Source organism: Paenibacillus gallinarum, from assembly GCF_014836635.1.
In the GTDB taxonomy this organism is placed as follows: Bacteria; Bacillota; Bacilli; order Paenibacillales; family Paenibacillaceae; genus Paenibacillus; species Paenibacillus gallinarum.
In genome coordinates this window covers 116675-135138 of record NZ_JACSQL010000012.1, presented here as the reverse complement: position 1 = coordinate 135138, position 18464 = coordinate 116675, and the positions used below count along the sequence as shown (strand labels likewise).

Annotated in this window: 18 protein-coding genes and 1 pseudogene; 4 read left to right on the top strand and 15 right to left on the bottom strand. The window is 35.4% G+C overall.

The annotated features are described in order from the left end of the window. Positions 1 to 815, top strand: an 815-nt coding sequence (locus tag H9647_RS20795; RefSeq protein ID WP_191803633.1) for an IS3 family transposase, incomplete at its 5' end; no start/stop codon positions are given. Positions 816 to 1482: 667 nt separating this feature from the next. Here the strand turns inward: H9647_RS20795 and H9647_RS20790 are convergent. The 3 genes from H9647_RS20790 to H9647_RS20780 form a co-directional block, all read right to left on the bottom strand. Further along, on the bottom strand, positions 1483 to 1791 hold the full coding sequence (locus H9647_RS20790) for a DUF3139 domain-containing protein (RefSeq protein WP_191803631.1): 309 nt from the start codon (positions 1789 to 1791) through the stop codon (positions 1483 to 1485). 150 nt (positions 1792 to 1941) lie between these two features. Continuing rightward, on the bottom strand, positions 1942 to 2676 hold the full coding sequence (locus H9647_RS20785; RefSeq protein ID WP_191803629.1) for a hypothetical protein: 735 nt from the start codon (positions 2674 to 2676) through the stop codon (positions 1942 to 1944). Positions 2677 to 3424: 748 nt separating this feature from the next. After that, positions 3425 to 3712, bottom strand: a complete 288-nt coding sequence (locus tag H9647_RS20780) for a YolD-like family protein (protein WP_191803627.1) — start codon at positions 3710 to 3712, stop codon at positions 3425 to 3427. 403 nt (positions 3713 to 4115) lie between these two features. Here H9647_RS20780 and H9647_RS20775 point away from each other — a divergent pair, with 403 nt between their 5' ends. Beyond that, entirely contained in the window at positions 4116 to 5087 is a 972-nt protein-coding gene (locus tag H9647_RS20775; protein WP_191803625.1) for a hypothetical protein, read from the top strand. A 619-nt stretch (positions 5088 to 5706) separates the two neighbouring features. Here H9647_RS20775 and H9647_RS20770 read toward each other — a convergent pair. The 4 genes and pseudogenes from H9647_RS20770 to H9647_RS20755 all read right to left on the bottom strand — a co-directional run bounded on the left by H9647_RS20770 (position 5707) and on the right by H9647_RS20755 (position 9219). After that, positions 5707 to 6311: pseudogene (locus H9647_RS20770) on the bottom strand (recombinase family protein). Positions 6312 to 6659: 348 nt separating this feature from the next. Beyond that, on the bottom strand, positions 6660 to 8003 hold the full coding sequence (locus tag H9647_RS20765; RefSeq protein ID WP_191803623.1) for a deoxyguanosinetriphosphate triphosphohydrolase family protein: 1344 nt from the start codon (positions 8001 to 8003) through the stop codon (positions 6660 to 6662). A 109-nt stretch (positions 8004 to 8112) separates the two neighbouring features. Beyond that, positions 8113 to 8586, bottom strand: coding sequence for a hypothetical protein (locus H9647_RS20760; RefSeq protein ID WP_191803621.1), 474 nt, complete (start codon positions 8584 to 8586; stop codon positions 8113 to 8115). 180 nt (positions 8587 to 8766) lie between these two features. Next, positions 8767 to 9219 (bottom strand): hypothetical protein, encoded by a 453-nt coding sequence (locus H9647_RS20755; protein WP_191803619.1) that lies wholly within the window; start codon positions 9217 to 9219, stop codon positions 8767 to 8769. Positions 9220 to 10015: 796 nt separating this feature from the next. On the opposite strand from H9647_RS20755, the gene H9647_RS20750 reads away from it, so the two are divergent. After that, entirely contained in the window at positions 10016 to 10567 is a 552-nt protein-coding gene (locus H9647_RS20750; protein WP_191803617.1) for a hypothetical protein, read from the top strand. A gap of 97 nt (positions 10568 to 10664) precedes the next feature. Here the strand turns inward: H9647_RS20750 and H9647_RS20745 are convergent, their stop codons facing one another. The 3 genes from H9647_RS20745 to H9647_RS20735 all read right to left on the bottom strand — a co-directional run bounded on the left by H9647_RS20745 (position 10665) and on the right by H9647_RS20735 (position 13151). Beyond that, on the bottom strand, positions 10665 to 11285 hold the full coding sequence (locus tag H9647_RS20745) for a M23 family metallopeptidase (protein WP_225229453.1): 621 nt from the start codon (positions 11283 to 11285) through the stop codon (positions 10665 to 10667). 224 nt (positions 11286 to 11509) lie between these two features. Beyond that, positions 11510 to 12529: a 2,3-butanediol dehydrogenase gene (locus H9647_RS20740; protein WP_191803647.1), complete on the bottom strand. Its 1020-nt coding sequence runs from the start codon at positions 12527 to 12529 to the stop codon at positions 11510 to 11512. Between the two features lie 16 nt (positions 12530 to 12545). After that, a complete protein-coding gene (locus tag H9647_RS20735) occupies positions 12546 to 13151 on the bottom strand; it encodes a TetR/AcrR family transcriptional regulator (protein WP_318245346.1) in 606 nt (201 codons plus the stop codon). A 401-nt stretch (positions 13152 to 13552) separates the two neighbouring features. On the opposite strand from H9647_RS20735, the gene H9647_RS20730 reads away from it, so the two are divergent. Further along, on the top strand, positions 13553 to 13705 hold the full coding sequence (locus H9647_RS20730) for a hypothetical protein (RefSeq protein ID WP_191803614.1): 153 nt from the start codon (positions 13553 to 13555) through the stop codon (positions 13703 to 13705). Between the two features lie 394 nt (positions 13706 to 14099). Here the strand turns inward: H9647_RS20730 and H9647_RS20725 are convergent, their stop codons facing one another. The 5 genes from H9647_RS20725 to H9647_RS20705 all read right to left on the bottom strand — a co-directional run bounded on the left by H9647_RS20725 (position 14100) and on the right by H9647_RS20705 (position 18378). Further along, the gene (locus H9647_RS20725) at positions 14100 to 14690 is read right to left on the bottom strand and encodes a hypothetical protein (RefSeq protein ID WP_191803612.1); all 591 of its coding nucleotides are present in this window, start codon (positions 14688 to 14690) and stop codon (positions 14100 to 14102) included. A 1218-nt stretch (positions 14691 to 15908) separates the two neighbouring features. Then, entirely contained in the window at positions 15909 to 16049 is a 141-nt protein-coding gene (locus H9647_RS20720; RefSeq protein WP_225229451.1) for a hypothetical protein, read from the bottom strand. Between the two features lie 162 nt (positions 16050 to 16211). Further along, positions 16212 to 16757: a hypothetical protein gene (locus H9647_RS20715; RefSeq protein WP_191803608.1), complete on the bottom strand. Its 546-nt coding sequence runs from the start codon at positions 16755 to 16757 to the stop codon at positions 16212 to 16214. Positions 16758 to 17096: 339 nt separating this feature from the next. After that, complete coding sequence (locus H9647_RS20710) at positions 17097 to 18188, bottom strand: ArdC-like ssDNA-binding domain-containing protein (RefSeq protein WP_191803606.1); 1092 nt, start codon at positions 18186 to 18188, stop codon at positions 17097 to 17099. Position 18189: 1 nt separating this feature from the next. Continuing rightward, positions 18190 to 18378 (bottom strand): hypothetical protein, encoded by a 189-nt coding sequence (locus tag H9647_RS20705; protein ID WP_160036882.1) that lies wholly within the window; start codon positions 18376 to 18378, stop codon positions 18190 to 18192. Positions 18379 to 18464 lie beyond the last annotated feature (86 nt).

Genomic DNA, 18464 nt, shown 5'->3' with positions numbered 1-18464 from the left:
ATCCTCTTACGTGGCTCTTGAAGTTAGCCGAAGTTTCCCGGTCTGGCTATTACAAGTGGAGAAAAACTCAACAGACGACAAAAGAGCGTGAGCAAAAGGAAAAAGAACTGGAATCACATCTATTAGCCATCCACCAAGTTCATCCTTACTATGGTTATCTTCGAATGACAGTTGCTTTACAGAGAGAAGGATATCGAATCAACCATAAAACAGTATATCGGTTGATGAAAAAACTAGAGATCCGCTCCGTCATTAGGAAGAAGCGTCGGTTCATTGGTAGTCAAGCTTCTGTTGTGAATCCCAATCGACTTGAGCGTAAGTTTCAGGCGGATTCACCACGAACCAAACTAGTCACAGATATTACTTATATTCGCACTGGAGAAACCTTCGTCTACCTTTCTGCTATTCAAGATCTATTTAACAATGAAATTGTAGCTTGGCATCTTTCGGAACGAAATGACCTCGCTTTAGTTCACGAAACACTTGATATATTGTGCCGGAACACGGATCTCAGTGGTGCTATTCTGCACTCTGACCAAGGATTTCAGTACACCTCAAAACCATTTAACCGCAAACTGAAGCAACTCGGCATGTTGGGAAGCCATTCAAGACGTGGGAACTGCCTAGACAATGTCTGCATAGAATCTTTCTTTTCTCATTTAAAGACCGAGAAAATTTATTTGAATGAAGCAGCAAGCAAGGCAGAGGTGGAACAACTAGTGAGCGAGTATATTTTGTTTTATAACCAGGATCAATTCCAGAAAAAATTAAACAACCGTTCCCCAATGGAATACCGGGAAACGATTGCTGCGTAAAGATGTCTTTTTTGTTGTGTCTACTTGACAGGGTTATGACCAAATTAGCGGCTTCTAATGTTACAATGTTTTTGTCACCCGACAAAAGAAGAAAGAAGTAGCGCTGTAGCCAAACAGGATTCTCTATGGCATCATCGCGTAGACTTTGCTCTTTATCATTTAAAGCAGTATGAGGAAGCAGCTCAAGCTTTCAGCAGGTCTAATCAATTAGAGCCTAGTGTTCAAAGTACAGAATACTTTTTAAGACAATGTACTCATAAAGCGAAAAAGCAAAAAAGAGACTAACTCCGGCTTGCCAATAAGAAAGCTTACCTGGAGAGTAGCGGTTCCGCAATGATAAATTCTCTTTTTTTAGATATGTCTCAAATTGATTTCTGGGAATACAGCGAGTATGCAAGAACATCCAATTAATCTGAGCCTCCCTCGGATGAAGTAATATCCTTTATTTTCCCCCTATCTCTCACGCCCATAAACTGGCTAGCGTCAAGAGCACAACGAACAACTTGGGTGATATGCTACATTTCTTTTGTCTTTTTTTACTTTTGAATCTCTCCAGATATCTTTGATTACCATGACTTATAAGGAGCACCTTTGCTATTTGATAGGTATGCTGTAATTAGCTCAAGAAAAAAAAGGCCAGTTTTTACTGACCTTAATCATCTACCTGCTATTCCTTTTCTTTTAGTCTTTGTGGAGTTTTAGGATCTAATTGAGTCCACTCATTAGCTTGTCTGTCTGAGAAAACGTACTTAGTGCCAGGATCATCGGCAAATTCAACATAAACTGGATACTTTGGCATTTTACTGAGCTTCGCTTTTATACTGATTATGTCATTCTCGGAGTATCCTTCAACTTTGACTAAATGTTCTTTGAGACTTGTTTCAAGCTTGTTGTATTTCATTTGCAGACCTGAATATATACCCCCAACAACCATTACTACAATAACTAAAGAAACTATCAAAACCTTCTTTTGCATTATTTGCCCCCTTAATAGATGTATAATTCAGAAACGCAAATTTAGGAATATTTATAATGATTTTAACATAATACCGAAAAATAGTAATTAGTTCAAAACGACCTATCTTAATAAAAGAAGCCGCCATGTTGCTCCGGCAGCTTCATTCTATTATTGAGTTTTAAATTGTGTAGTATAAGTTAGTTGGTTTGAAGTAGTAAATATTGAAGGTGTAACTAATCCAGGTTTGTTCGGATTACCAGCTCCATTGTTATAAATATCTACGCCTTCGCCATAATAAAAGGCTTGCCAGATAAATTTTGAGCAATAGTTGGGGTTTAAAGTTCCCAATAAACCAAGCGGGTTTATGAAATAATCTGTTACCTTAGAATAATTATAAACTGCCCATTTAGCGGCCTCAACGCCCATACCATTGCGTGGTCTATAAACTTTAATTGTCTCACCAACACCATGTCTTCCCATATATGTAGTGAAAGTATCAACTACTCCTCCATCTACTACTGGGGTCACATGAACCACCTTGAAATTTGAATTAACTATACCAACGTGTCCAACTATTTGAGAAGAACCTCCTAGTGTTTTGGTAGAATAAAGGACGTCTCCGATTCTCATTGATACGCTAGTATTCGGATATGTAGGGCCAATCTCCGCATAAGTATCAATTGATTCTTCTGACTCTCTAAGGTCAGTACTATCCTGATTTTGCTGAATATCTACTTTTTCACTAACAATAGACTCAACCTGAGTTTTTACTTCTGATTGCTCGCTTACTTGAGTATCAAATCCATCAGCATTTACTAGATTCTGTCCCACTGGTATGATTCCTAATAAAATAAATAGTGCTGCAAAAACCATGAATCCTTTTAATAGATAATTCTTCAACATTACGCCTCCTATTGGTTTATATTATAATTTTATGTTTATATTATAATATTTTCCATAGGGATTACCACCTATTATTATTTACTTATTTTTACAATTTTTAGGCTTTTATGCAAATTTTTATTTTTCAATCCTTCATAATTACTGTTGTCAACGATATGGCATCATGAAACATAATTTTTATCTTCTATAAAAGTGTCTTGGGTTTGGCTGTATCGTTGAGATGGATAAATCGTGAAAACTGTATTGTCTACCTTGTACAACATTAGGGTAGTTGCATTGCCACGTATAGTAGATGATATCTCTTTGCTCTGTCTGTCATATAAATAGTTCATGTAACTACCTTACTTTGTTAGTTTCTGTCATCTTTAATACTTTTAAGTTATTCAACTAACCTGCCCGTTAGCTTAATGGAAAAATCGTCCAACAAATGGTTGCCTCCTAAGAGTCTCTTTTCTGTTTTTATATTTTAGGGATGAATGATTTCTGGTATCGTAACCTGAAAAACCACATGAAGATAAAAATGTGGTCCTAAATTAAGATAATGTAAGGCTTTTCTACTCCATATTCCCGCTATAAAAACTTGAATTGTTATCCAAGGTTCTCTGTTAAGAGTTTAACGGATTGAGATACCTCCTTAAATCCAGGCTTGGTTAAAACCAAGCCTAGGCTACAACCAGAGAAACTAAAAAAGGGTGCCTCCCAATAACCAGGAACACCCTTGATTTATTCATTTATGTTATTCCTAAATTCATGTACGGACCGATACAATTCTATCGAACGAAATCCATTCCCAGTCATCGTCATAATGGAATTTTATTTCCTTCCGGTACGTGTTAATTACAGATACGAGTCCTATCAACTCTTTAAATTCGTGTGGATCATACAACGTCAGAGTTACTTTAACATGGCCATGTAATGACTCTGAAAGATCAACCCCAATCATTTGCCATTCCTGCTCGTCGATGATCGGTTTTAATTCAATTGGTAAAGCAATTAGATCCAAAATAGTTGGATGGGATAATAAAATAGATTGCATTGTTGGTATTCGTCCTTGGGTAGCAGTGAAAAGAGAAAATTAATATATTAATTTTCTTAACTTAATAATTCTCGATGAGTTTTACTTATATATTATTAAGTTTGCTTATGTCTTCTTTAATATTTCAAACTATTTATATATTATATTAGTAAAGGAAATTAACAGAAATAAGCCAATGATACGTAGTAATAATTGAATTAATTATTGCAGAAGATTCATCAAAGTTTATCACAATATAAACTAAATATTAGTTAAATTGTTGTATATAAGTAATTACATATTAATAAAACAAAATAAACTAATTATTAATAAATATTAAAAAAAGTCTTAACTTTTAGGAATATATGGTTTATTATAAATCGAGTTGGTGAAAATTGCCTTTCCAAAAATAAGGAGGAACATAATGAAAAAGAGTTTCAAGTTTATGGGTATTGCTCTGCTTACCTTTTCAACAGTATTAGGGGGATTAGGGGTCGAACAGCAAAAGGTAGAAGCAGAACAAAATCCGTTATATTTAGAAGAGGATTATAATAAGAAAGATCCGATCACAGGAAAATATGCGCCTGACTTTTCATATCTGGATACAGAAGAGAATATGCAATTACAAAAAGATATGCAGAATTTTTTTAATAGTCAACCTTCAGACTCTACTTCTTCTACATTGTCAACTAAATTAACAAGTGATGAAGCTGAAGAACTCTCTAGAAGAGTAACTGAATTTGTTGCTTCATATGACCCAGAGGTTAAACTTGCTACTCAAAGCGATAGACAAATTTCCACTTATAATTATGACGATTATTTTGATAAGTATGATTCTAAAATAATTGAGGCTCAACTTCATCTAGCTAAAGGTATTTTATCACCTTCTCAAATTGCTGGAGTTAATACAAATGCTACTGGTGCTAGAGATCATGCAACTCGATATGCAAAAAATAATGGATGGTACACTAGTAGCGGAGCTTTGAAAACATGGGACAACGCTGCAGATACACTTCGCCATTTTGCATGGAATTGGATGAATGCAAACGATTATGGTACTGGTATTGCTAGAGCAGCTGGAGATATACATGAGCTAGCATTGATTGGAGCGAATCTCTTAAAAGATGGTGCGGTTAACGGGGATGTCGCAGCTGCTTATATGGCTAATAATATTGGGTATCGAGCCATGACATCTTTGGGTATCTTTAACGATTATTTTGATAATCCAAGTGTAATGGACTTGTTAAATAATAGCCAAGGTAGAAAAGCATTCGCTAGAGGATACGATAATTATTCAGAACCGTTTAACATCGGACTTAATAATGGGTCGCTTATTCAATTCCCAACATGGATAAACAGTACATATAGGAATGAAGCCTGGAATGGTTGGAAATAAAATAGAGAAATGAGGTACGAAAATGTTTCTAACAGTTGTCTTACATTTTATTGTAAGCTCAGTTTTAACTTGGTTTGCAGTTATTGCATCAAGTTTTATAACTGATGTATTTAGAAATGATGCAAGTTCACAAGCACCTGGAAGTATTAGTGTGTATGAACAACTGTTTCTTTTTATCAGTTCAACTGTAGGAATACTGATTATATTTATTGTAATCAATCTCTTAACGATTGCTTTACTTAGACTATTTCAAGAAAAAGAGATATACAAAAAGATAAAGCGATATGTATATTTAGTCCACAGTTTCTTGTTTGTGATTTTCTTGATTCTTATTTATAATCATATTTTTAATTACAGTGCAATTTAGAATATATATCTATATGTTTGAAAAAGCCTGAGGAAAAACCTCGGGCTTTTTTTTGTGATATTGGAAATAATAATTTTTATGTAAATAACTTGGACCGATTTAGAAGCATTTTGGTGACCAGTTATCCATAAATAAAAATAAAAATCGTTTTAAACGGACGTGAGAGAACAGTTTTAGTTTGTATATTGATGAATACCAACCTTAAGCTGGAATACTTAAAATGTACTTCCCTATAGCTGATGGCTAACATACCTACAAAGTGGCTTCGTACTCCTTCACCTTTTTATAAAAGGTCGGCTTCTTCATATCGACCATATCCATAAATGCTACGGCTGTAATCTTTCCTGCCTTCCACTGCTTATACAGTTTACCCCACTCTTCAGGTAGTTCTAACTTAGGTCTTCCGAGGTGTTTACCTTTAGCTTTAGCAACCGCAATACCTTCAGCTTGACGTTGTAGAAGAGTCTCACGTTCCTGCTGTGCAATGGATGTATAAACCTCGATGATAATGTTGTTTATCATATCAAGCACCCACTCCTGACCTTCGGGAACGTCCTGCATAGTCGTGGGTAAATCAATAATCTTTACACGAATACCTTCATCCTTAAGTATTGTAGATATTGTTTGATCTGTTCCTTGTTTCTTCCTAAACGATCTACAGACTTGATATAGAGTGTATCGCCTTTACGCATAGCCTTCAGCATATTTTGAAAACCTTCTCGTTCCATATCCTTACCTGATGCCTTATCACTATATATGTATTTATCATTCGTTACATATGGCTTCAATGCTTCATACTGTCTGTCCAGGTGTTGTTCTTTAGTTGACACACGAGTGTACCCAAAATTAATTCCCATTGTATCCCGACCACCAATCTATATCTCTTGTTGCCTTCATTATAACCCTAAACGTCTATAAACAACAAAAATTTTATAGACGTTTATAAAGGTTTATATGTCGTAATATATAGACTGAATTATACTACTTTGCCGAGCGTCTATAATGGTGTACCTTTATGTATGGTATAAAAGCTTCAAAATAATAGAGAGGGCTACAACGAGCCCACTTATATTGCACTTTTCATAAAGAAAAGCACAATTCTTGCGGAATTGCGCCCGGTTGTGAATTATTTAGATAGTGATATTACTTTTTCTTAGAAACATACTTCTTCAACAAAAATCCCTTTCGTTGCTCATTGACTTTCCTTATTCTCCATAAATATTTCCGATTCTACTTCCAAACAGTTCTCCGTACAAATTATCTGCATAAGCATCTGTCATACCTGATATATAATCAACAATAAATCTTTCCCACGATATATTATATAGCTTCATTTTATCCCATTTATTCATCCATTCTCTAGGCATTATTTTTGGAGCAGCTTCTTGATCACTAAAAACCTCCAATAATCCGTTTATTATTCTCTCTCCTCTTTTCTGGAGACGTTGTACTCTTAAATCTTCAACTAAAGTAACCCATGCTAATTTTTTCAATATAATCATAAATCTCATTAACTCTAAATCTTCTTCGAGTGAATTTTCATCTTTCACAAGTGTGATTTTGTACCAATCAACTTCTTCAATTACACCCACACGATTCGCAAAAATATTTACATAATGCCCTTTCAACTCTTGACGAGCTATAGATTCGTTTTTATTACATTCATTTAATTTCTCATTCCATACTTTTATATATTTCTCCATTACTTTATGTATCTCGTCTTTAATTGTAATACCTTTCCATAAATCCGGATCTTTTTCTTTATCCTTGTTAACCTCTCTAATTAAGGAGGTTTCGAGCCATTCTGTTTCCATTAAGAATTCATTGGTAACTCGAATTTTTTTTGCCTTCATACCATCTTCAATATCATGTGTAGAGTATGCAATGTCATCTGATATATCCATAAGTTGAGCTTCCAAAGTTGCTCTGCCATCTGGAATTCCCCATTCTTTCCTAACTTCATTAATCTTCTCCCATTCGAGTGTGTAAAGACCTTTATCGTTACTAGACTTATTTATGTGATATGGATACTTATTAATTCCCAGTAATACTGCGTGCGATAAATCTAACCCATCAAATTCACCATATCTTTCTTCAAGGTGCATTAGTATCCTGAAATTTTGAGCATTGCCTTCATAAAATTCTTCACTTGATTTTTTTTCCAAGAATTCATTTAAATCATGCTCTCCTTTATGTCCAAATGGTGGATGACCTAAGTCATGAGCAAGTGCTGCACACTCAACAACAATTGGATCAATCTTCAAACCAGGGTTATCATGTATTTTATAAGAATCTGGTTTATTTAACCTGTTTGCTATTTGTCTTGCAATTTGAGTAACTTCTAATGTATGAGTTAATCGTGTTCTATAATAATCGCCTGAACCTGCTCCAAACACTTGTGATTTTCCTTGTAATCTTCTAAAAGACGGAGAATGAATTAACCTTCCATAATCCCTCTGGAATTCATTTCGCTTGTCCTCACTATCTCTTGGTTCACTACCATTAAATCTTTTATTTCTTAATGCTTCAGAATTTTTTGTTTTACTCATAATACCCTCCTTATTTTGTCTGTTTTGGTTATTTTATCATATTTGTTGAATTTTATAGAGGTTTTTATCCCCTTTTCGATCATACGTTGAATTATATCAATAATTATTTTTATTTCGTTTTCAGATCTTTTTTAGCCTCATCTCTAATAATTTGAATACATTCCTTGACTGCACCATACCATCTATCAAAGTCTCCAACATAATCACCATCACTGCTCTCTTGTTCGATATTTCTTATAAGATCCTCCAGCGCTTTCGTCGATCTATCAGAAATTATAAATGCACCTGAAGCATAAGTTTTGAATATTTGTTGTTTTGAGTTATTAAAATCCTTCCATAGTTCATTACTGACATCACTATTGATTTTCTTAATTTGTACACCTTCAGTAAATTGCTCGCCAAAATAATATTGTAAATAGGATAATTCCTCAATTATTTTTGAATAAGTATCTGTCTTTCTTTCCCACCATTTTTGAGTATAAAACTGCTTCATTGATAATTTAACCGTAATAAGTGAGGTTACAATAGCTATTAATATTCCTGGAAGTATTTTAGAACTTATTGTATCAAAGATAACGATCATCTTTATGCCTCCATTGTTTGCAAGTATTTCACATAACGTTGCGTGTTCATAACGTCGCCACCTAAAGACCGAGCTGAGATTAGGTGATTCGGATATGTCCCAGAAATACTTCTTTGAACACTATTTCCAGCTACCAAGACGGCCTTTCCTCCAATGAATGAATAAATACATTGCTATATCTCAGTAATTCTTCCATCTGGAAGATTCTTTTATTTCTCTAGTTTCAATTTCCAACTCATTTGTATTTGGATTTATCCTTATTCTCTCTACTTTCTCTGTAAAGTCAGTAATAAATTCTTGTTCGTTTTTATACTCAACTCCAATCGAAAACTGAGTGAATTCTTTCTTCTCATTCCTAATAGTAACCAATAAAAATGCATTAGTTTTCCCTCTAGACTTTAACGGTACAATGAATTTTTTATATGCTGTCCAAAGCACTCCAGCGATCGTGATAATTGATGAAGAAGTACTTATAATTGCTTGCCAATCAAATGCAGATGCCGTAATGCTACCAGGCTTAGGATTTAACTTATAGAAATCAGCTTCAGGTAAATTCCACTTTAAAAAGTCTAGCAATTCATCAGAAGATACTTCATGATTAACATTCGCCAATGCACCATTAAGAATAAGCATTAAATATTGCCCCTTTTCTATTAATTTTTGTAATTAATTACATACATTTTTACGCTCTCACTCTCTATTGTGTTAATTACTTTTCTTATTAAAGAAACATTCAAAAAAACTACTTTCATCAAGAGAAAAGCCTATCATCTAATTGATTCTACCATGAAGTTTAAAAATAAATGGAATTTTTTATATAAATAGAATATATTTACAGATATGAGTTCTCATATTATGTTTGTTGTATTTTTGGATAATTACTGGAGGGATATCGATCGTCGATGAGGTTATTCGGATGGCTTAGTTTTATCTACGTCATAGGATTCATCGCATAAGGTATTGCATTTCTGTATGTAGAATTAGGTTACTTATCTCTTAACGGACTGGCTATCAATAATAGATCCGATGTTACAATTAAGAGTATTCTGGGCAACTGTAACCTGGCCTATATATTGGTTATGTCTAGCTACTATTACAGTAGGCATCCTAGGAAGCACTCTGTTGACTCTTACTATGCTTAACTCAAAATAACTTGTTCAAACATGGTCATGACAATTGGGGAACATTATAAAGCTTGGGATACAAGTCGCCTCTACACAATAGGATCCCTTTTGGTTATTACTCAGTATATAGTTTGGGATAGCTCAATGCATTTCTCTTTAGTAATTCATGCTTGTGTACTAAAAATACTGAAAAGATTCCATAATGCCATCTTTTAGATTCTAATGAGCCATTCTCACTGTATACCATTACGGAAACAACCGCTAGGATCGTGAAAGATAAAAACATATATGCAGGGGTGAATTGTTTGTTTATACTTGTTATTTTTGGTCTATTGTTTATATTCGCCATTACAATGATTGTTGTAACCTCAAGACTAGCGAGCAAAAAGCGTAGCACTTTGCAAGGTCGAGGAGCAGTATCTTTTACATCAGCTGCACACATTGAAGGGCTAGGCATTGAGAAATTTGCCCCTTGTAATATTCTTCAGTTTCCTGATCGTATCCAGATAGAGTCAGGATCACGAAAGTATCAAATTCCTATCAATAACATGCGCGTTGCTGTACTGAAGTCAGAAAAGGATATCATTGAAAAGAATAAAAGCGTGGTTGGTAGAGCGCTGATCGGGACCGTCCTTGTTCCAGGTCTCGGAACAATTGTCGGTGGAATGAGTGGTATAGGAAAGAAAAACAAATCCAAAATCAACTACTATCTCATACTTAATTATTTGAACTCGCAAGGCGAGCTAGACGCAGTAACATTCTTAGATAATCCCCTCGAATTTACAAGCGGAAATTTCATTCAATCAGTTAATGAAAAAATCACTGATCTTACCAGTCAAGAGACAGTCACTCTATAACAAAAATAAGACCCTTATCTCAGTTGAAGTGATAAAGGGTCTTTTAAGTTATAAATTTCATACAATTCGACAATGATTTTTTCTTTTAGAGCGTTTCTTATTCCCCTACAAACAGCAAAGGATTTACCTTTACACCATTGATAATGATTTCAAAATATAGATGGTTCCCGGTGCTACTACAGGTTGACCCACACCCACCAAGCACAGTTCCTGCAGATAATTGATCCCCGGCACGAGCTTTAATGGAAGACAGATGCGCATAGATAGTAACATAGCCTCCCCCATGATCCACACGTACATACTGACCATATCCTTCACTTGGATTGCTTGCATTTTGCCAGCCAGCCATAATCACCTTTCCAGCTTTAGATGCAGGTATCGGTTGTCCATAGGAACAAGCAAAGTCTGGTACGTGGCCAAATCCGGAAGTAACTTCACCGTTGACTGGACGACTAAACCCAGCCTTACCAGGTTGCGGAATTATAATAGCATCGTATCCTTCTGTCACGTAAAGCGTAGCGTATTTCATTACTTCTGATACATATTCCTGGCTGTGATTGTATCGATACAGTGCTTTTTCAATGTTACCAGAAGCCGCTTCGCTCTTTCCCAAGTAATTTGCTGCGGAAAAGATAGCATCTTCTAAATCCCACATATCTGCTTTGCCATCACCGTTTGCATCTACGCCATATTCCCCGTACTTAGAGATTAAGGCCAAAAAACATAGAAATATCATTTCGAACCAAATTATCAAATTTTACTGGAACGGTAATTCAGTTAATATTCTTATGTTTTCTAGACCAACGAAAAAAGAACTTTGGCAACATAGATACCAAAGTTCTTGTAATATAGAGCAATTACAATGTCACATATTTTTCTTAGAAAAGACTTAAATAGAGGTAAAGAATATTTTATCTTCCTGATATGCTTACGGCAGGCTTCTTAAAGACTCATATCCACTAAGATTTTACATTGATGACGATCTTTCGCTAAAACTTCGAAACCTTTAGCCACAATATCATCTAATGCAATTGTACTCGTAATAACAGCATCACCATCAATTATGCCACTTGCAAGTAGACGAATAACTTCAGGGAATAAGCGAACATATGCATAAGATCCACTGATTTTGGCCTCAGTTCTAACGATCATATTAGGATCAAAATTTATTGGTTTTTCCCATAAACTCACAATCTTAAATTCACCGCCAGGACGAACTGAACTAACTCCACTTGTAAATGTTGCCTGAACGCCTGCAGCATCATAACCGACATTTACACCGCCATTCGTTTTTTCACGGATAAATGCCACTGCATCTATATCTATTGGATTAATAACATATGTAGCACCTAGTTCTAAAGCTCTCTGACGACGTTCATCCGATACTTCTACTACATAAATCTCACTAGCTCCTGCTGCCTTTACAGCTTGCAACAATAATAATCCAATTGGTCCAGCACCAAATATTGCTGCTGAATCCCCAAGTTTCAATGAACTTTGACGGACAGCATGAACCGCAACAGCTGTTGGTTCCACAAGTGCACCTAGTTCTAGACTCATATTATCCGGTAAATGGAAGATATTCTCTTCCCTTACTACTGCAAACTGGGCAAAACCACCTGAAACTGTATATCCATACCCTTGGCGAATTGTGCATAAATTCATAAAGCCACTCTGACAATTATCGCATCTTCCACAAGGAATTAGAGGTTCAACGGCTACTCGATCTCCTACTTTCGTATTTGTTACTCCTTCTCCTACTTCTACAATTACGCCTGAAAACTCATGTCCTAAAACAGGCTGTGTGCGTGCAGCATAAACACCTGCTAAATACTCATGCATATCACTGCCACAAATACCAGCGTATTCAACTTTTACTTTCACCATGCCTTTTTCAAGGACAGGTATTTCTACTTCTTCTACTCGAATATCTTTTGCTCCATATATTTTCGCTGCTTTCATCTTTCTTACCTCTTCTCTATATTTTAGTTGCTTGTAATCCATTGAAAATAAAAGCTACTGCCAGATCTGCTACCTGTTCAGGAGATATTTTCGAATGAATCTGATTTAAAAATGCAATATCAAGAGAATACATTAAGGTTCCCATTATAAAATTAACTGCTACGTCAATAGAAGGAAAACTAATTGTTTTTTTATCCTGACATTCTTGTAAAATTAATCGAAGCTGCTCCCACGAAGGCAGAAATACGTCTGTTAGCATCTCTAATCTTGGACTATTCATTACAAGCTCCTGTTGTAATATACCAACTAATTCACGTTCTTCATTTCTAAAGATAACAAACTCTTTACAAAAACTCTTAAGTGCACCCAACGAATCTGATAAATCGTAATTCATATTTCCAAAAAATTGTCTGATTGTATGGAATATCTCTAAGAAAACATTCTCTTTGCCTCCAAAGTGATAAGACACTAGAGCAAGTGAAACATTTGCCTCCGTACAGATCTGTCTAACGGTTGTTCCTTCATAGCCGTTTTTAGCAAATAAATGTTTTGCGGCCCGTAAAATTTGTTCTCTTACGTCCTTATTTCTATCATTATTATTGCTCTCATTTAAATGTCTCACCTTATTTATCCATCCTCCTCCATTCAAAATAATTTCGTGTGACTTTTATAAAAATAACTCTGAATGAACCTTCTTGAACATTTGTTTTGAACACTTGTTCAATCAATAGTATACTCTTGTTTTGTTGTATGTCAAAAAATAGAATACCTGTAATTAAGTACAATCTGTTGCGCAACTAACTTATCTTCAGTTCACCAGTTTTAAAGTAGCACTTTGTGTTAAAAAGTTACTTATTCAGGAATCATATAAAAACTTAGATTGCAAAATAAATACCTTGATATCAATCAACAGATAGTACTAAACCAGTTGGCTATACGGGAAGGACAAATCATTTCGAATTGAATTGTCTTTACCCTCTTGTGCTAAGAGAAATTCCTTGTGGCGAGCATCGCCAACAGAAAATGTTTAAAAAAGGAACCGACGTATGCGGTTCTCTCCTTTCCTTCTTAGTTTGTGGATCGGCCCGTTTCATGATGATGAAGCCAAAGCGGAATCATGATGCTGCCCTTATGCTTGATGGGAGCGGATTGGATGCAGTCTATCCTCCCTGGTAACGGGTGTATAACGAGGGACAGAAACGTAGAGTAAGTACCTTGTACAGATACTCTATTCTTCCATAAGCTGACCATTTTAAGAAACGGATGCCCATCAGGATTCAGAAACTTCCTCTGAACTCGCCTTGATTGAGAATAAGTTACAACCATAGGACAAAAAAAAGCCTCCCAGTAATCCAGGAGCACCCGCTATAAAATTTTAAATTCATCTACCCCGATTCAACTCCTATGTAGCGGGAAAATTGTAATTTTTAACACGTACGTTTACGTATACGTAAACGTACGTGTTAAAGCAACTTTACATCACACCTCATATATCGAGAGAGCTCCCCTTCCTGATCCTTACATGAGTTATATAATTCACTAACCCAACCTAGACCCTTCACAGTTCCTATTAACGATCTATTTCCTCCAAGATGTTTAAAATGCGTTTTTGTTCCCTTATCCCCTTCTCTAATAAATAGGAAAGCACCGCAGTCATCGTTATATGATCATCTGAACTAACTGAATTAAGATGTTTAGTAATTGCTCGAAGTTTTGCCTCATCTTTTTCACTCAGTATATTTCTTATAAGCCTGGACATAATAGGATACATCAGATCTGCTCTATTAATAACTTTTGTCAAAATTAAAGATGCTGCCACTTGGATGGAACTATCTAAGCTATAAGCCAAAGAAGCCATCTTTTCATGGTCCCGATCCAGGAATCTCATGTATAGACGTTTCTTAGAATTGAGTTTCATTTTAAATGATTCCCGCTCTGAGTTTCCAAATATGTATCTGTTCTCATACTGAAGATCTCTTTTGAAGTATGGCTGCAGTTCATCAATAAGAGACGCAGATTTATATCCTTCTATAATGATAAACTCTCCAATGAGTTTGATGGGAGTATCACAAACATAGCTAAGCTTTGAAAAAATCTCATATGCACTCAGACTAATTGGAGCAGCAATTGCTCTTTTTTTATCTGATCTTACCTTTCTCATCGTCTCCCCTTTAAACATTTTATCTCCTCTTTTCTCCATTATCTCTGCAACACTGTAGATATGTTGCTAAGTTAATGTATTGTATGCAGCGGTAGGGGACCTTTAGAACGCCTGTATATATCCAGATATAGGGGGAGATACTATATGTAAAAAGCTTGTGGGAGAGTGCAGAATGAAGATAAAGATGAATGAAGAAAAAGCCAAACAATTATCAAAGGAAATTTTAGATTTTGCTCATAAAAATAATCTCAAAGTACGAAAAAAAACGAAAACAAAAAGCAAGGGCGCCTAGTTGCCCTTGCTTTTTAAATTTTACGAGTTTTATTAGTGACGGGCTAATAACTCGAGACTTTACATATCTTTTTCGATTCAGATAATGTTGTAGGACATCTTCCAATATAAGTAGATCTGGCTCGCACGTTGCTTCGGGCAAATGGAACAGGGAGAGAATTTTATGTGAAGTTTTTTTATTGTTAAAGAGGAAGGAATACTAAAAAATGATTACTTTTCGTGACTAGATATACTCATTGATATAGGTCTCATTATTGATGATCAGTCATCCTCCAAAGAACTAACTATCACAGATTTACTGTCTCACTTTTTAAACAAAATAATATTTCTTTAAATTACAACCTCATAAAATTTATAATCATTACATATTTGGATACCAATTTTGTCATCTCCTTATGGAGATAATCGATTACATAGAAATATCATTTTGAACCCAGTTATCAAACTACATTACAATAAATTGTGGTAATTTAAGTCATGAGGTTGAACATAACTTATAAGAATCCAATGTACCACCTAAATTCATTGTAATTTGTATTAATAAATCTCAAAGAGAACTCGCCATTGCACACTACAGGAAAAAACTATGGCGGCCAGTATAAAGTGAGGTTTCACATTCGGCATTATATCCAGCTCTTCAAAAACATGAAGAAAAGGAGAAGATCAAAAAAGATAACCCGTGAATATACCTTGATGTGGACTATAGAAATTTTGATAACTGCTTGGAAGATGAAGTGGACACAAAATCCATGGGGTTTACCGAAGAATGGAACTCCTTACTAAGAAATCAGATACATTAAAAATACACCCTTGCGGGAATGATTTTTAATGGTAATATATTCACTATCAATAGTTTATCTATTCGAGGCAGCATATTATCTAGACATATTATGTTATCTATATCCATTATTTAGATGACTCACTAATTCAATTTGTTTCAATAATACGGAGGACTTCTTCCGGGCTTTCAACATAATCAACATATAAGCGAATCATCAATTCATATACACTTACCTTATACTCCCGGTCAGTAACCTTATATATCTCATATCGTTTATCTTCTCCCACAGAAACTCCACCTATTGTATATATTTCACCTACAGGTAACATCTGCATTGTCTTTTTCTCAACATCATTTACAGAAGGCAGCTATGCCCACATCTGGCCTAACAAAACTAACTAATTAATGAGCAGCGGACCCATATTTCTTTCAGGGATTTAGAGATTTACCTATTTAACAGATTTTTGACTATCTTTAATTTTACGGTTTTCTCTTCTTTGACGTTCTTGTATTTTAGGCTCGTAATAACTCTTCATAACGATCTCATGAATTTTGATGTAACGACCCGTATGATATACCAAACCTACCTCTTCAAATTCCTGAAGGTTACCAAGCCTGCGATCTTGTTTAATTGTTCCTGGTATTAGCCCCCACAGCTTCTCCGCTTCATTTGTCGTCATTACTTTTTTCATGGCACCAATGCAAGAAGGACAAACAGTAACATTTGCTGGCTCGACAGAGTTATTGTATTGGTAAAACAAATGTATGGGTTCTTCATTTTCACGTATCCAATGATCACAAACAGTACACTTTTTATCCGATCGTAAAGATGTTAGTTTTTCAAGTCGATATTTTAATTCTTTAAGCTGATTATCTATAAGTTTTTGAGTGGTGAATCTTACATCTAAGGGCAACGTGTCTTTTATTAGTGAAAATTGCTCTAAAGCCCGCTCTAGCTCTACAATTTTCTCCTGTGTGCTTTCAATAATTGACAAAATGAAACACCTCCAAATGATAATTTTACCCGATATTGAGTATAATTATAATCGATATCGATTACAATTATCAAATCAAGCCTTTTAGATATTACTGAGGGAAGGACGGATCAAACTAAAACTGCTTGATACCAAAGGGTTTAACAGTGGGACAGCTTAATTCTTTGGGAGAAAACTGCTGCTATAGCATGTGAGGCGCAAAGACTAATTCAATATAAACAATGAATTAGTAATCACAATAAAAACAAACAAAAACGGTCAATATTTACGGTTGATATTAATGAAAAAGACAACTCATAAAATGCATGAGTTGTCTTTTTCATTCTAATTTCACCTTAGTTATCGTTCTAATTCTGGTCTCGTCTTCTCGCTTTCTGCTGTACTGGATTTGTCTTGCTCTTTTAAGTGCTGTTCTTCACTTTTATCTAAGCGTGTTACAGCCACTTCTCTAGCAGCATCTATATTAGGATTTGGTTGTCCAGGAGAAATAGATCTTCCAAGAGTTTGCTTTTTTATGACTTCTTGAATATGTTCTCTATCCAGATGGTCGATCTCCCTGATGATATTATTTGCTGTTTTCTGTATCTCTCCAAGTGCTTGTTTTGCTAGCTTCATATCCTTGGTCCATGTTGCAATGTAACCGGCGCTATATGCCTCCGTATCAAGACCGTAATACTTTGTAACCATAAACGCTGTAGCTTCTGCCTGTGCTTCCTTATGCCCCCTTGGTAGGTCTTTTAACGGACTGTCCATTCGGTGAAGCTGCGAATGCGCATACTCATGAACTAATGTTTTGAATTTCAATGTTGAATTAGGGATAGCAGGGTTAATCCGGATTGCATGGTTCGCCCGGTCATAATAACCTCGAGCGTTAGGATTTTCTTTAAAATCATCAGCCATTTCCCTTATATCCATTTTCTTACCAAGGTGCTCTGAAAGCTGAAGGTACATTTTAGCTGCTCCATTACTGTCTTTGACATCATCACGAATGAACTGCCGGACATTAACAATTTCCTTGCCCTTTGTTTGGCTCACGTCAAACACATTCACACCCTTAAAACCAGTAATCTTCTCTACCTTTTCCGTAATCTCTTTTCCCTTGTTATCAAGCTGCGGACGCTGCGAAACCGGATCTATTTTAGTCACCTCCATTTTCGTAAATGTAGGAGCAAAAATTTTAATAGCCGATTCCCCCTTCTGGACCTGTCTGCCCATCTCCTCCCAGCTTCTATATCCCTGCACCATAGTAGCATCGGGTTTTTGAGAATATATCATCACTACGTTATTTAAGCTATATTTCGGAAATTTAGAGGCTACTTCTAGAAAATGCTGAAATTCATTATTTTTAAATATTCGATCTATGGCTTGGTCCACTTGTTTTTGTACCTCAGCCATCTTCGCTTCATACTCTTTAGACTTAGGAAAAGGCACTTTATTCACCCTCTTTCAGGTATAGAGGTTCGTATAATTTAACCCCGTTTTCTATTTTTTCGAGATAAGCGATTTCTTCATAGGTCAGCAGATCTTCATTTGGAATTTCTTCATAGGTTAGATACCCAGCCGGTTTAGCCAGATATATAGGTTTTTCGCTACCAACGATCTCATAATATTGATAGTACATGCTGCTTCCCCTCTCTGTTATGATTCATACTTTTATCTGTGGTACTTATATTCAAAATCCTCTGTTATAAGAAGCAGATGCATTTC